We start from the raw sequence: 13,360 nt of genomic DNA on the forward strand, positions 1-13,360 counted from the left end.
GTAGGACTCCCTAGGAAGGCTCTTAAGCGGGTTGGACGGGGGTGGAGTGGATGGGATTGGACTGGATCGGGGTCAGGCTGTCCCAGGCGGGCTCGGCCGCGCGGGCGAAACCGGGGGCGGAGAGCGGCGCCGTGGACAGGCGCCCGCTGTCCGTCGCAAGCCGGACCGAACCGTCCGGGTCGCGGGTGTAGAAGCCGGGGTGGGCGGCGAGGAAGGCTTCTCCCTCGGCGGCGGTGCCGAAGCCCCCGCCATACTGGTGGCCGTTGCGCTCGGCGTGGCTGAGGCCGAGCAGCGCCACCAGCGCCGTGTCCTGCTGCACCGACGGTCCGGCCTGGCAGGTCAGATCCTCGGCGGACAGGATATGCGGCGCCCCCCAGACCGTGCAGCGGGCACGGTTGAGGATGGCCTTGTAGAGGCCCTTGCAGGCCTTCGACGACACCCCGCGATAGCCCATGGCGCGGGCGCGCGGGAAGGCGTCGTAGTCGTCGTCGGACTCGTCGATGATGAAGGGGACGCGGTCGGCCAAGGCCCCCAGCGGCCGGGCCAGCGCCGCGTCGCGGGCGATCGGCTGCTCGACGTGGACCAGCGCGCGGCGCAGCCCGGCCAGCGCCGGTTCCCGCTCCAGCCGCTCCAGCAGTTCGGCGACATGGTCGGCGCCGGCGTACTGCTCGTTGCCGTCGAGCGTGGCGCGGTAGCCGGGGACGGCCGCGTCGAGCACGGCGGCGATCCCGGTCAGCCGGTCAATGTCGGCGGCGGCGTCGCCGCCCAGCTTGATCTTGAACCAGCGCAGCGACGAACGGGCCCGCAGCGTCCGCAGGCTCTCCGAGCTGTCGAGCAGCCCGACCGTGTGGCGCAGCTCCACCGCGGGCAAAGGCTCCAGCCCAGCCAGGAAGGCGTCGAGGTCGAGCCCGGCGAGGTCCGGAGTCCGCCGCGCGTCGAGCCCGGCGAGGTTGGCGCGCAACCCGTCGAAGACGTTGGCGCCCAGCACCCGCAGCAGCCCGTCGAGCACCGCCTTGTCGATCTGCGCCGGGCCGTAGGCGGCGGCGAGCTTCGGCACCTCCGTCGGGGTGAAGGCGGCGGCATGGCCGAAAGCGGTGTCGAGGCGGCCGTCGGCAAGGTAGCCGTCGCGGGCCGAGCGCAGCGAGCGGCGCAGCCCCTCGACCGTGTCGGCGGGGCCCTGGTCCGGCCGCTTGTCGAACCATTTCGGCATCATCATCTCGGCGGTGGCGCCCCACGCCTCGCCCTTGCCCTCGACCGCGACCAGGGCGCGGACGAAGGATTGCGGGGCCGCCTCGACGGTCACGGCGCCGAAACGGAAGGGCTTCACGAAACGGACGGGCCGCTCGTACAGCTCGATGGCGCGGATGCGGAGACGGGGGGCGGGCATCGTCGGGGTTCCCGTGGTGAAGTGACTGGCCCCCGCCCTTCCCGTGCTGGCGCACGGGTCTCCGCCCTCCCCCGCTGGGCAGGGACGGGCCGGAAAAGTCCCCTCCCCCATGGGATGGGGGAGGGTCAGTGTGGGGGAACGCGTTGGCCGGCGCTTGCCGGTCGCCTCAGTCCAGATGACCCTGCGCCGCGAAATGGGCGCGGATCTTCTGGGTCAATTGCACGAACACCGGGTCGCCCATGACGTCCAGCGTTCGCGGGCGCGGCAGCGGGACGTCGTAGGTGGCGGCGATGGTGCCCGGCCGTTCCGACATCACCATCACCCGGTCGGCGAGGAACACCGCCTCGGGGATCGAGTGGGTGATGAGGATCACCGTCTTGCCGGTCTCGTGCTGGATGCGCTGAAGCTCGACGTTCATGCGCTCCCGCGTCATGGCGTCGAGCGCGCCGAACGGCTCGTCCATCAGCAGGATCTTCGGGTCGTGCACCAGCGCCCGGCACAGGGCCGCGCGCTGCTGCATGCCGCCCGAGAGCTGCCAGGGATACTTGTTCTCGAACCCCTTCAGACCGGTCATCTCGACCAGCTTCAGGGCGCGCTCCAGATACTTTTCGCGCGGCAGGCGGCGCACCTCGACCGGCAGCATGATGTTGCGCAGGACCGACCGCCAGGCCAGCAAGGTCGGGCTCTGGAACACGATGCCGGTGTCGTCGTGCGGCTCCGTCACCGTGTCGCCCTCGATGCGGATGGTGCCGGCGGTGACCGGCAGCAGCCCGGCCAGCATCTTCAGCAGCGTGGACTTGCCGCAGCCCGACGGGCCGACGATCACCAGGAACTCGCCCGGCCGCACGTCGAAGCTGATCGGGCGGAGCGAGGGAACCTCGCCGTCGCGGGTGCGGTAGGTCTTGCTCACGCCGTCGATCCGGATCAACGGCTCGCCGGACAGACGCTGCGTCTCCGCCTCGCCCACCAGCTTCAACTGCGGCTGTGCCATGCCGTGCGTCTCCTCGTCGGTCCTCGGCTGTTCGGTCGCCGGATTTTCGGCCGTCGGCTCGTTGATCGGCGGCGTCATCCGGTCATTGCGTCTTGGCGGCCGCCGGGTCGGCCGGCAGGAAGTCGCGGGTGTAGAACTTCTTCGGGTCCTGCTTGGCCGAGGCGTCCAGGCCGCCGTATTCCACCAACAGGTCGATGCTGTCCTTCATGTTGGCGTCGGTCACCTGGAAGGGCCGCATCGCCTTGGTCTCCGCCGTGCGGTAGAGCGGGATGGTCAGCTCGAAGCCCTCCAGCAGGGTGTCCGGCTTGCCGCCCTTGGGGTTGGCCTTCAGGATGGCGTCGACCGCCTCCTTGGGCGCCTTCTCCGCCCCCTCGATGGCCTTGGTCGTCGCGGCCATGAAGCGCTTCACGAGGTCGGGGTTGTCCTTCAGCGTCGCGGTGTTGGCGATGATGCCCGACGAGACCATGTTGACGCCGTAGTCGGCGAAACGGATCGGCGTCACCGACTTGCCGGTGGCGTCCTTGATCTTCATGCTCTGGTCCATGACGTAGCCCAGCAGCAGGTCGGCCTGGCCGTTGATGACGGCGTTCAGCTTGGTCTGCGCGTCGCCCGACACGACCTCGAAGTCGCGCTCCTTCAGGCCGGTCTTCTTGAGGAACAGCGGCCAGATTTGCGACATGCTGTCGCCCGGCGTCATGGCGACGATCTTGCCCTTGATGTCCTCGGGCTTGCGGATGTTCTTGTCGGTGAAGCCCATCGCCGACATCGGGCTGGTCTGCAACAGCACGCCCGGCGAGGTCACCGGCGCGCCCTTGGCCGCCGCCTTGATCATCGTCGGCACATCCACGTAACCGAAGGTCACGCCCTTGCTGGCGACGAGCTGCGTCGTCACCGCCGAGCCGCGGCCCTCCTGGATCTCCAGGTCGATGCCCTCGGCCTCGTAGAGCCCCTTGTCCTTGCCGTAATAGAAGGGCGCGTGCTCGCCGTACACGTACCAGTTCAGCATCAGCGTCACCTTGTCGGCGGCCTGGGCCGACAGGGTGGAGGCGGCGAAGGCGCAGAGCGCGACGGCGGCCGTTTTCATCAAGGCGGTCTTTTTCATCACGACGGTTTTCCTCCCACGAGTGATCGATGGAGCGCCCGTTGACCGGGGTCTTGTCGGTGATTCAAATGATTGAAAAGGATCAGTGCCCGGCGTTCTGCCGTTGGCTGGCGTGCCAGGGAATGGCGACCCGCTCCAGCACGTCGATGACCCAGAACAGAACCACGCCCATCAGCGCCAGCACGGTCAGCGCCGCGAACATCAGGGGCAGTTCGAAGTTGCCGATCGAGCGTTGCAGGACGAAGCCGATGCCGGAGTTCGAACCGACGAACTCGCCGACCACCGCGCCAACCACGGCCAGCGTGATCGAGACCTTCAGCCCGGCGAAGATCGCCGGCAGCGCGTGCGGCAGCCGCACCATCTGGAAGGTCTGTAGGCGCGACGCCTTCATCGAGCGCGCCAGATCCATCATCTCGCCGTCCACCGACTTGAAGCCCTGCACCGCCGAGACGACGACGGGGAAGAAGCCCAGCAGGAAGGCGGCGATGATCTTCGGCATCAACCCGAAGCCGAACCACACCACGAACAGCGGCGCGATGGCGACCTTCGGGATCGACTGCGAGAAGACCAGCAAGGGATAGACGTAGGCCTCCACCGTGCGCGACCCGGCGATCAGCATCGCGATCGGAATGCCGAACAGCACCGACAGCGCGAAACCGCCGAGCGTCGCGGTCATGGTGGGGACGGATTCGGCCAGCAGCCGGTCCCAATCCTGGATCATCGCCAGAACGACGTCGCCGGGCTTGGGCACCAGATAGGCCGGGACCCCGAAGATGCGGACCGCCAGATCCCACAGGATCAGCATCAGGACGATCAGCAGAATGGGGCGCAACCAGTCGGAATTGAGCAGGCGCAGAGCTGCGCCGGAGCTTGAGCGACGATCCATGCGTCTCCTCCCGCCGGTGGCTAGGGCGGTTCCTTGCGGAGGCGGCCGCCATGTTTTAACCGGCTGGTTAAAAGTACGGCCGGCACACGGATGTCGTCAACAACGAAAATAGTGGTAGCGGATGGTTTGTTGTCCGGACGTTCAGGCGCGCAGCGACTGGAGCACCAGCTCGACCATGTGGGCCAGCCGCGCGGCCTTCTCCGGCTCCGCCATCAGGTCGCGGCGGAAGATCACCGACAGGGTGTGGACGTTCGACAAGTAGAAATAGGAGAGCCCGGCGATGGAGATGTAGAGCTGCACCGGATCGACGCCGGCCCGGAAGATCCCCTGCGCGACGCCGCGCTCCAGCACGTCGGCGATGAGCTGCACGAAGGGCGAATGCATCGACGGCACCTTGTCGGAATCCTTCAGCAGCTCCGCCCGGTGCAGGTTCTCGATGTTCAGCAGCGCCATGAATTCGGGATGGTCGATGAAATACTGCCAGGTGAAGCCGATCAGCCGGGCGATGGCGTCGGGCGGGTTCAGCGTCTCCAGGCTGAGCTGGCGCTCGGTGGCGCGGATGTGCTCGTAGGCGCCCTCCAGCACCGCCAGATAGAGGCTCTCCTTGTTGCCGACATGGTAGTAGAGCATGCGCTTGTTGGTGCCGGCCGCCTCGGCGATGCGGTCGACGCGGGCACCGCCCAGCCCGTAGCGGGCGAACTCCTCGGTGGCGGCGGCGAGGATGCGCGCGCGCGTGCCCTCGGGGTCGCGCGTCACCTTCACCGGAGAGGGCGCCGGGGGCGGAGTCGCGGCCTGGGCCGTGCCGGGCTGCGTGGGGGCGGGGTGCGCGGGGTCGGTCAGGCTGTCCATCAGGAACCGGCTCCTTGATCATCCTTGAGTCCGGCATCGTAGTGCCGGGGGCGGCGCTTTAGGAAGCGTTCCGAAAGGCAGGGGGCTCTTGCGCGTCGGCACCGTTTGATGATCGACTCGCCCCCGCCATGACCTACCGCCTTCCCCCACTCTCCACCTTGCGGGTCTTCGAGGCCGCGGCGCGGCATCTCAGCTTCAAGAGCGCCGCCGACGAGCTGGGCCTCACCCCCAGCGCGGTCAGCCGCAGCGTCCAGGCGCTGGAGGACTGGATCGGCAATCCGCTCTTCGCGCGCGGCAACCGGACCATCGTCCTGACCGACGTCGGAACGGCCTACGCCGCGCAAGTCCGTGCCGCGCTCGACCTGCTGGCGCAGGCGACGCGGGCGCTGCCCGGACGCGGCGCGCGGGGAACGCTGTCGATCAGCGCCGCGCCGACCTTCGGGCTGCGCTGGCTGATGCCGCGCCTCGGGCGCTTCAAGGCCCGCCATCCGGACATCGCCCTCACGCTCGACACCACCCACCGGCCCGTGGAGTTTCCGCGCGACGGAATCGACCTCGCCATCCGCATGGGCGGCGGTCCCTGGCCCGACCTCGACGCGCTGCATCTGGTGACGGAATCGCTGGCGCCGGTCTGCGCGCCGGAGTTGGCCAGCCGCGTCCGGACCATCGCGGATCTGATGAGCGCGCCGCTGCTGCACGTCACCAGCGTGCGCGACGACTGGGCCTGCTGGGCCGCCGCGCGCGGCAGCGGCGACCTGGACCTGCGCGGCGGGCTGCGCTTCGACACCATCCAGTACGCGCTCAACGCCGCGGCGCAGGGATTGGGAATCGCGCTGGGCCGCCGCCCGCTCGTCGACCCCGACCTGGAGGCCGGGACCCTGGTCGAGGTCCTGGGGCCGCCGGTGCCGGCGGCGACCGCCTATTGGCTGGTCTGCGCCCCGGCGTCGCTCGCCCGGCCGGAGGTGCGGATCTTCCGCGACTGGATCCGTGGGGAGTTGGCGGCCGAGCCTGCGGCGGATTCCCTCCTGCCGCCGGTGTGATGCGCCCGGCTCACCCGACGATGAGGGGAAGTCGTTTGCCGGGCCGCCGGCCACGGGCCAGTCTTGCCGCACCGCAAGGCCCAACGCACGGACCCCGATCATGGACGACAAGATTCTCCTCACCATCAACGGAGCGGTCGCGACGCTGACGCTCAACCGCCCCGACACGCTCAACGCCATCGATTTCGCGACCATCGACCGGCTTCACGATCTGCTGGACTTCATCGAGGCCGACGACGCCCTGCGCGCGGTCATCCTGACCGGGGCGGGCGAGCGCGCCTTTTCGGCCGGCGCCGACATCCACGACTTCTCCAGCGCGGTCTTCGCCGGGCCGGAGGTCGCGCTGCGGGAGTTCGTCCGCCGGGGCCAGCGCCTGACCAGCCGGCTGGAGGCCTTCCCCAAGCCGATCATCGCCGCCGTCAACGGGCTGGCCTACGGCGGCGGCTGCGAGGTAACGGAGGCGGTGCCGCTCGCCATCGCCAGCGACCGCGCCACCTTCGCCAAGTCGGAGATCAAGCTCGGCTTCGCGCCGCCCTACGGCGGAACCCAGCGGCTGCCCCGCCTGATCGGCCGCAAGCGCGCGCTCGCCATGCTGCTGACCGGCGACCCGATCGACGCCCGGACCGCGCGGGACATCGGCCTCGTCAACGAGGTCGTCCCTCATGAGCAACTGATGGACGCCGCCCGCGCCCTCGCCGCAAAGCTGACCGCCCAATCGCCGCTCGCCGTCGCCGCCTGCCTCGCCAGCGTCACGCGCGGCCTGAACCTGTCGATCGACGAAGGGCTGGCGGTCGAGGCCAGCCAGTTCGCCCGCATGGCGGCGACCGAGGACATCCGCGAGGGCATCACCGCCTTCATCGAGAAACGGCCGGCGGTCTTCACCGGGCGTTGAACTTCCTCACCCAGCACCATTCAACCAGCTTGGGCCGCCTCGACGATCACGGCGGCGACCGCCTCCGGCCGGGACAGGTGCGGCAGATGGCCGGCCTCGATCTCCACCGTCCGGGCGCCGATCCGCGCGGCGGTGTCGCGCAGGAAGGCCGGGGGCAGCATCCGGTCCTCGCTGGCGACGACATACCAGGACGGCTTGGCCTGCCAGGCGGCGGCGGTCACCTTGCTGCGGAAACAGACGGCGGCGACCGGCCCCTGCACCGCCGCCAGAAGCGCCGCCTCGGGCGCCGGCAGATCCTGGGCGAAGGTCTTCGCCAGACTGTCCGGCGTCAGGAACAGGTAACCCGCCCTGTCGGCCGACACGCTCGACAGGCCGGGCGATGGCGGGTAGGGCTTCAGCGTGTCGTTCGGCGACTGCCCGGCGGCGGGCGCGAAGGCCGCGACATAGACCAGCGCCGCCACCTTGTCCTGATCGCCGAGCTGGGTGATGACCGCCCCGCCCCAGGAATGCCCGACCAGCACCACCCGCCCCTTGGTACGGTCGATGGCGCGCTGGACATGGGCGGCGTCCTCCGCCAGCGAGGTCAGCGGATTCTGCACGGCGACCGCGTCGAGCCCCTGGGCCTGGAGCAGCGGGATCACCCGGTTCCAGGAGGAGCCGTCCGCGAAGGCGCCGTGGACGAGGATGACGGAGGTGACGGCCGATGCCATGGGCTGCTCCCGTGGGACGTGACGGACGTCCCGAGACAGCACGGCCCGCGCACGGCCGTCCAGGCGCGACCGCCGGTTTTTCCTCTGGGTGGAAAGCGGCGGCGGCCCTCGGACGGCGACGTCAGGCGCCGAAACCGCCGTCGATGGTCTGGAGCGAACCGGTGATCATGGCGCCGTGCGGCCCAGCGACAAAGGCGGTGAACTCGGCGATCTCGCTGGCGTGGGCATGGCGCTTGATCGCCATGAAGCCGTGCATGGCTTCCGCCATCGGGCCGTCGGCCGGATTCATGTCGCTGTCGGTCGGGCCGGGCTGGATGGCGTTGACGGTGATGCCGCGCGCGCCGAAATCGCGCGCCAGCCCGCGCACCATGCCCTGGACCGCCGATTTGGTCAGCGCGTAGGCTGCCCCGCCGGCGAAGGGCATGCGGTCGCCGTTGACCGAGCCGATGACGACGATGCGGCCGTTGTCGTTCATCCGCCGCGCCGCCTCGACCGCCGCGTGGTAGGGAGCGCGGACGTTGACGTCGATCACGCGGTCGACGGCGTCGGGATCGATGGTCAGCGGGTCGCCCATCACCAGCGTGCCGGCGTTGATGACCAGGATGTCGAGCGCGCCGCGCCCGGCCACCGTCGCGATCAGCGCGTCGCGGTCGGCGCTGTCGGTGCGGATCGCCTCGGCGCCGGTGGCGGCGGCTACCGTCGCGGCCGCGTCCTTCGAGCCGGCGTAGGTGAAGGCGACGCTGCCGCCGCCCGCCGCGAAGCGCCGGACAATGGCCTCGCCGATGCCCCGGCTGCCGCCCAGGACCAGAATGTTCTTACCGGAAAACTCGGCCATGTCGGCCTCCTTGTGTTTATGTAGTGATCGCTATATAAACAGGAGGGAGAGCGACCCGCAAGGAGTTTTTATAGTGACCGCTACAAAAAATGCCGAACCGCGCGGACGGCGGCGGTCCTTCGACGTCGATCGGGCGGTCGAGACGGCGATGCGGCTGTTCCACGCGCGCGGCTACGACGCCGTCGGCGTCGCCGAACTCGGCACCGAGCTTGGCATCAAACCGCCCAGCTTCTACGCCGCTTTCGGCAGCAAGGCCGGGCTGTTCGAGCGCGCGCTGCAACGCTATGTCCAGGGCGAGGCCAACATCTTCGCGCGCGCTCTGGCGGAGAGCGAGGGCGGCGGCGATGTCGCGGCCGTCATCGACCGCACGCTGGCTCTGGCCGCGCGCCTCTATCCCCGGCGCGACGGGGTGGCCGGCTGCCTGGTGCTCGACGCCACGCGCAACAGCGCCGATCCGGACGCCTGCGCCCTCACCGCGGCCCTCAAGCGGGCCGGTCGCACCGCCATCCGCGACTTCATCGCGACCGAGGCGCCGGAGAAGGCCGAGGCGCTCGCCGATCTCGTGACGACCGCGATGGCCGGCATGTCCGCGCAGGCGCGCGACGGCGCGGACGAGGCGACACTCACCGCCTTCGCCAAAACCATCGGCCGCGCCTTCCGCCGGGAGATGGAAGCGGATTGACGCCCGGCCGCCCGGGCGGTCATCGTGGCGGCCCTTCGCCCAACGAGGTCCGGCATGACGACAGCAACGCTCCCCACCCTCTCGATGTTCTCGCTGGCGGGCAAGGTCGCGCTGGTCACCGGGGCCAGCCGCGGCCTGGGGCTGGAGATCGCCCGCGCAATGGCCGGGGCCGGGGCGACCGTGCTGCTGAACGGCCGCGACCCGGCCCGGCTGGAGGCGGCGGCGGCCCGGATCGGCGAGACCGCCGGCCAGGTCATCCCGCTGCCTTTCGACGTCGCCGACGGGGCGGCGCTGCGCGACGCCTTCGCCTGGATCAGGCGGGAGCATGGGCGGCTCGATGTGCTGGTCCACAATGTCGGACAGCGCAACCGCAAGCCTCTGGCCGACTTCGCGGACGACGAGATCCGCAGCCTGCTCGACGTCGACCTGACGGCCGGCCTTGTGCTGGCGCGGGAGGCGGCGCGGCTGATGCTGCCGCGCGGCGAGGGGCGCCTGATCGCCGTGACCTCCATCGCCGGACAGGTCGCCAAGGCCAACGACGCGGTGTACACCGCCGCCAAGGCCGGGCTGACCGGCATGGTGCGGGCGCTCGCCGCCGAGTACGGCCCGCACAACATCACCAGCAACGCCATCGCCCCCGGCTTCTTCGCGACGGAGACCAACGCCGGCATCACCGGCGACCCGGCGGCCTCGGCCTATTTCGAAGGGCGGACCCCGATGCGGCGTTGGGGCCAGCCACCCGAGATCGCCGGGGCGGCGGTCTTCCTCGCCTCCCCGGCGGCCTCCTTCGTCAACGGCCATGTGCTGGTCGTCGACGGCGGCGCAACGATTTTGATGTGATACACCCGCCGGAAGCCGTCAGGCGTCCTTGCCCCTCTCGCCCTCCGGGCGGTCGGGACGCTTGGCCGATTCCGTGTCGGGGGTGATCGGCTTGCCGGTGTCGGAGACGGCCTTGGCCGCCTCCAGCGGGTCGGCGATGGCGCGGTCGGGCTTGCTGGTCAGCGTGTTGCCGTCCGACGGCTTCGTGGTCTCGGCCATGGGAGGAGCCTCCTTGTCTGGGGTTCTCCTCCCTCAACCGGCGGCGGCCGTATCCGTCCCCGTCCGTCCCGGCTCAGAACGCCTGCTCGTAGATCGCCAGGGCGTCCTCATAGGCGACGTCGCGCGGGTTGTTGACCAGCAGCCGCTGCACCTTCATGGCGTCGGCCGCCAGCATCGGCAGGTCGTCGCGCCGAACGCCGACCTGCTCCAGCCGCTGTTCCATCGGCATGGCAGCGACCAGATCGCGCATGGCGCCGATGAAGGCGCCCGCCGCCTCGGCCGGGCTGGCGAAGCTGCGGCCGGGCAGGATCGCCGGGGCGAGTTCGGCGTAGAGCCCCTCGGCGGCCGGCCGGTTGAATTCCAGCACCGGCCCCAGCACCAACGCGTTGCTCAGCCCGTGCGGCACGTGGAAATGACCGCCCAGCGGATAGGCCAGGGCGTGCACCGCACCGACCGGCGCGTTGGCGAAGGCGATGCCGGCCAGCAGCGAGCCCTGGAGCATCGCCGCTCGGGCGGCAACGTCGCGCCCGTCCGCGATCACGGTGCGGATGTTCCCGCCCAGCAGGCTCAACGCCCGCAGCGCGAGGCTGTCGGACAGCGGGTTCTTCTTGTGGCGTGTGGTGTAGGCCTCGATGGCGTGGACCATCGCGTCGATGCCGGTCATCGCGGTGACGCGCGGCGGCAGCCCCAGCGTCAGATGGGCGTCGAGCACCGCCAGATCGGGGTAGAGCAGGCTGGAGACCACTCCTTTCTTCTCGCTGGTCGGCGTGGTGACGATGGCGATCGGCGTCACCTCCGACCCGGTGCCGGCGGTGGTCGGCACCTGGATCAGCGGCAGGCGCGGCCCCTTGGCGAGACCGATGCCGTAGATGTCCGGCAGCTCCTGCGGCGTGCCGGCCAGCAGGGCGACCAGCTTGGCGGTGTCGAGCGAGCTGCCGCCGCCGAAGCCGATCACCCCGTCGGCCCCGGCCTCGCGCGCTGCCTGGACCGCCAGCGCCACCGACTCCTCCGGCGGGTCGGCCAGCACGTCGGAGAACAGGGCGCAGGTCGTGCCGGCGGCCTTGAAGCCGGCCTCGACCGGCTCCAGCAGCCCGGCCGCCACCAAGCCGGCGTCGGTGACGATCAGCGCGCGGCGGATGCCGAGCCCCTTCGCCATTTCGCCCAGCCGGGCCGCCGCCCCCGCCTCGCACACCAGCTTCGGGGTGGTTTCGAACACGAAGTCCGTCATGTCTCGGTCCTCACCGGAAAGGGGGCGTCAGACGGCTTCGGCCGGCACGACCAGCCGTTCGAGCACCGCACGGAGCGTGTCCGGCAGCGCCGCCGGGCGGCGCGTCTCGCGATCGACATAGACATGCACGAAATGGCCGCAGGCCGCCGGGGTCAGGTCGTCGTTGCGGAACAGCCCGACCTCGTAACGGACGCTGCTGGTGCCCAGCCGCGCCACGCGCAGCCCGGCCTCGACCCGGTCGGGAAAACTGACCGGCGCGTAATAGCTGCAACCGGTGTCGACCACCAGCCCGATCACCGGGCTGTTCTCGATGTCCAGCGCGCCGTTCTCGATCAGGTACTGGTTCACCACCGTGTCGAAGTAGCTGTAATAGACCACGTTGTTGACGTGGCCATAGGCGTCGTTGTCCATCCAGCGGGTGGGCACGATCTGGAAATGCGGGTAGGCGGCGCGGGTGTCGTGCTTGCGGTCCATGCGGAATCCTCCCTGGTTCGGGCTTGATGTTGGGATTTCAGGCGACTTCGAACAGGCCGGCGGCGCCCATGCCGCCACCGACGCACATGGTGACGACGACGTGGCGCGCGCCCCGCCGCTTGCCCTCGATCAGGGCGTGGCCGACCAGACGGGCGCCCGACATGCCGTAGGGATGGCCGACGGCGATGGCCCCGCCGTTGACGTTCAGCCGCTCGTCGGGGATGCCGAGCCGGTCGCGGCAATGGATCACCTGCGCGGCGAAGGCCTCGTTCAGTTCCCACAGCCCGATGTCGTCGACGGTCAGGCCGTGCCGCTTCAGCAGCTTCGGCACCGCGAAGACCGGGCCGACCCCCATCTCGTCCGGGTCGCAGCCGGCGACCGCGATGCCGCGGTAGATGCCGAGCGGGCTGAGCCCCCGCCGTTCGGCCTCCGCCGCCTCCATCAGCACGCTGGCCGAGGCGCCGTCCGACAGCTGCGAGGCGTTGCCGGCGGTGACGAAGCGCCCCTCGTGGATTTGCTGGCCGTCGCGGAACACCGGCTTCAGCGCCGACAGACCGGCCAGCGTGGTGTCGGGCCGGTTGCTCTCGTCGCGTTCCAGCGTGACCGCGTGATGGGTGGTCTCGCCGGTCGCCTTGTCGAAGCGGGTCATGGTGGTGGCGACCGGCACGATCTCCGCGTCGAAGCGGCCGGCGGCCTGCGCCTCGGCGGTGCGCGCCTGGGAGCGGGTGGCGTAGGCGTCCTGCGCCTCGCGCGGCACGCCGTAGCGCGCCGACACGATCTCCGCCGTCTCGATCATCGCCATGTAGACGTCGGGACGGTGCTCCACCAGCCAGGGGTCGCGCCAGCGCTCGACGTTCATGCGGTCGGTCTGCACCAGCGACAGCGATTCCAGCCCGCCGCCGACCGCGACAGTCATGCCGTCGGCGACGATCTGCTTGGCGGCGATGGCGATCGCCATCAGGCCCGAGGCGCATTGCCGGTCCACCGACTGCGCCGCCACCGAGGTCGGCAGCCCGGCGCGCAGCGCGCATTGCCGGGCCATGTTCATGTGGGTGGCGCCCTGCTGCAAGGCCGCCCCCATCACCACGTCGTCGATCTCGGCGGGGTCGATCCCGGCGCGGGCAACGGCGTGGGCGATGGCGTGCCCGCCCAGCGCCTGCGCCTGGGTGTCGTTGAAGGCACCCCGGTAGGCCTTGCCGATGGGCGTGCGGGCGGTCGATACGATGACGGCTTCTCTCACCGGTCT

The 13,360-nt window shown here is 70.3% G+C and carries 15 protein-coding genes; 4 read left to right on the forward strand and 11 right to left on the reverse strand.

The genetic code is table 11. The features are described 5' to 3' along the window. Positions 1-22 precede the first annotated feature (22 nt). The 5 genes from JN22_RS32420 to JN22_RS32440 all read right to left on the reverse strand — a co-directional run bounded on the left by JN22_RS32420 (position 23) and on the right by JN22_RS32440 (position 5,215). Entirely contained in the window at positions 23-1,387 is a 1,365-nt protein-coding gene (locus tag JN22_RS32420; RefSeq protein WP_085558041.1) for an enolase-like domain-containing protein, read from the reverse strand. A 166-nt stretch (positions 1,388-1,553) separates the two neighbouring features. Next, positions 1,554-2,456 (reverse strand): ABC transporter ATP-binding protein, encoded by a 903-nt coding sequence (locus JN22_RS32425; RefSeq protein WP_223678019.1) that lies wholly within the window; start codon positions 2,454-2,456, stop codon positions 1,554-1,556. Positions 2,457-2,460: 4 nt separating this feature from the next. Beyond that, positions 2,461-3,480 (reverse strand): ABC transporter substrate-binding protein, encoded by a 1,020-nt coding sequence (locus tag JN22_RS32430; protein WP_085558042.1) that lies wholly within the window; start codon positions 3,478-3,480, stop codon positions 2,461-2,463. 82 nt (positions 3,481-3,562) lie between these two features. Further along, positions 3,563-4,366: an ABC transporter permease gene (locus JN22_RS32435; RefSeq protein WP_085558043.1), complete on the reverse strand. Its 804-nt coding sequence runs from the start codon at positions 4,364-4,366 to the stop codon at positions 3,563-3,565. A gap of 141 nt (positions 4,367-4,507) precedes the next feature. Then, positions 4,508-5,215 carry a TetR family transcriptional regulator gene (locus JN22_RS32440; RefSeq protein ID WP_085558044.1) on the reverse strand — a complete coding sequence of 236 codons (708 nt, stop codon included), beginning with the start codon at positions 5,213-5,215 and terminating at the stop codon, positions 4,508-4,510. Between the two features lie 128 nt (positions 5,216-5,343). On the opposite strand from JN22_RS32440, the gene gcvA reads away from it, so the two are divergent. Both gcvA and JN22_RS32450 read left to right on the forward strand, forming a co-directional pair. Next, complete coding sequence (gene gcvA, locus JN22_RS32445; RefSeq protein ID WP_085558045.1) at positions 5,344-6,255, forward strand: transcriptional regulator GcvA; 912 nt, start codon at positions 5,344-5,346, stop codon at positions 6,253-6,255. A 100-nt stretch (positions 6,256-6,355) separates the two neighbouring features. Continuing rightward, complete coding sequence (locus JN22_RS32450) at positions 6,356-7,147, forward strand: crotonase/enoyl-CoA hydratase family protein (RefSeq protein ID WP_085558046.1); 792 nt, start codon at positions 6,356-6,358, stop codon at positions 7,145-7,147. A 20-nt stretch (positions 7,148-7,167) separates the two neighbouring features. On the opposite strand, the gene JN22_RS32455 is transcribed toward JN22_RS32450, so the two are convergent. Beyond that, positions 7,168-7,857 carry an alpha/beta fold hydrolase gene (locus JN22_RS32455; protein WP_085558047.1) on the reverse strand — a complete coding sequence of 230 codons (690 nt, stop codon included), beginning with the start codon at positions 7,855-7,857 and terminating at the stop codon, positions 7,168-7,170. 121 nt (positions 7,858-7,978) lie between these two features. Continuing rightward, positions 7,979-8,692 carry an SDR family oxidoreductase gene (gene bdcA, locus JN22_RS32460; RefSeq protein WP_085558048.1) on the reverse strand — a complete coding sequence of 238 codons (714 nt, stop codon included), beginning with the start codon at positions 8,690-8,692 and terminating at the stop codon, positions 7,979-7,981. A 73-nt stretch (positions 8,693-8,765) separates the two neighbouring features. On the opposite strand from bdcA, the gene JN22_RS32465 reads away from it, so the two are divergent. Then, entirely contained in the window at positions 8,766-9,374 is a 609-nt protein-coding gene (locus JN22_RS32465; RefSeq protein ID WP_085558049.1) for a TetR/AcrR family transcriptional regulator, read from the forward strand. Between the two features lie 54 nt (positions 9,375-9,428). Beyond that, on the forward strand, positions 9,429-10,214 hold the full coding sequence (locus tag JN22_RS32470; protein ID WP_085558050.1) for an SDR family oxidoreductase: 786 nt from the start codon (positions 9,429-9,431) through the stop codon (positions 10,212-10,214). Between the two features lie 18 nt (positions 10,215-10,232). Here the strand turns inward: JN22_RS32470 and JN22_RS32475 are convergent, their stop codons facing one another. The 4 genes from JN22_RS32475 to JN22_RS32490 all read right to left on the reverse strand — a co-directional run bounded on the left by JN22_RS32475 (position 10,233) and on the right by JN22_RS32490 (position 13,354). Continuing rightward, positions 10,233-10,412: a hypothetical protein gene (locus JN22_RS32475; protein WP_085558051.1), complete on the reverse strand. Its 180-nt coding sequence runs from the start codon at positions 10,410-10,412 to the stop codon at positions 10,233-10,235. Positions 10,413-10,485: 73 nt separating this feature from the next. After that, positions 10,486-11,640: an iron-containing alcohol dehydrogenase gene (locus tag JN22_RS32480; protein ID WP_085558052.1), complete on the reverse strand. Its 1,155-nt coding sequence runs from the start codon at positions 11,638-11,640 to the stop codon at positions 10,486-10,488. A 27-nt stretch (positions 11,641-11,667) separates the two neighbouring features. Then, entirely contained in the window at positions 11,668-12,114 is a 447-nt protein-coding gene (locus tag JN22_RS32485; RefSeq protein ID WP_085558053.1) for an acyl-CoA thioesterase, read from the reverse strand. Between the two features lie 37 nt (positions 12,115-12,151). After that, on the reverse strand, positions 12,152-13,354 hold the full coding sequence (locus JN22_RS32490; protein ID WP_085558054.1) for an acetyl-CoA C-acyltransferase: 1,203 nt from the start codon (positions 13,352-13,354) through the stop codon (positions 12,152-12,154). Positions 13,355-13,360 lie beyond the last annotated feature (6 nt).

Source organism: Azospirillum agricola (assembly GCF_020005195.1).
In the GTDB taxonomy this organism is placed as follows: Bacteria; Pseudomonadota; Alphaproteobacteria; order Azospirillales; family Azospirillaceae; genus Azospirillum; species Azospirillum agricola.

Bases quoted from the DNA above. Each gene is read 5' to 3' on its own strand.
- JN22_RS32420 (WP_085558041.1), bottom strand. From the start codon at position 1,387: ATGCCCGCCCCCCGTCTCCGCATCCGCGCCATCGAGCTGTACGAGCGG.
- JN22_RS32425 (WP_223678019.1), bottom strand. From the start codon at position 2,456: ATGACGCCGCCGATCAACGAGCCGACGGCCGAAAATCCGGCGACCGAA.
- JN22_RS32430 (WP_085558042.1), bottom strand. From the start codon at position 3,480: ATGAAAAAGACCGCCTTGATGAAAACGGCCGCCGTCGCGCTCTGCGCC.
- JN22_RS32435 (WP_085558043.1), bottom strand. From the start codon at position 4,366: ATGGATCGTCGCTCAAGCTCCGGCGCAGCTCTGCGCCTGCTCAATTCC.
- JN22_RS32440 (WP_085558044.1), bottom strand. From the start codon at position 5,215: ATGGACAGCCTGACCGACCCCGCGCACCCCGCCCCCACGCAGCCCGGC.
- gcvA (WP_085558045.1), top strand. From the start codon at position 5,344: ATGACCTACCGCCTTCCCCCACTCTCCACCTTGCGGGTCTTCGAGGCC.
- JN22_RS32450 (WP_085558046.1), top strand. From the start codon at position 6,356: ATGGACGACAAGATTCTCCTCACCATCAACGGAGCGGTCGCGACGCTG.
- JN22_RS32455 (WP_085558047.1), bottom strand. From the start codon at position 7,857: ATGGCATCGGCCGTCACCTCCGTCATCCTCGTCCACGGCGCCTTCGCG.
- bdcA (WP_085558048.1), bottom strand. From the start codon at position 8,692: ATGGCCGAGTTTTCCGGTAAGAACATTCTGGTCCTGGGCGGCAGCCGG.
- JN22_RS32470 (WP_085558050.1), top strand. From the start codon at position 9,429: ATGACGACAGCAACGCTCCCCACCCTCTCGATGTTCTCGCTGGCGGGC.
- JN22_RS32475 (WP_085558051.1), bottom strand. From the start codon at position 10,412: ATGGCCGAGACCACGAAGCCGTCGGACGGCAACACGCTGACCAGCAAG.
- JN22_RS32480 (WP_085558052.1), bottom strand. From the start codon at position 11,640: ATGACGGACTTCGTGTTCGAAACCACCCCGAAGCTGGTGTGCGAGGCG.
- JN22_RS32485 (WP_085558053.1), bottom strand. From the start codon at position 12,114: ATGGACCGCAAGCACGACACCCGCGCCGCCTACCCGCATTTCCAGATC.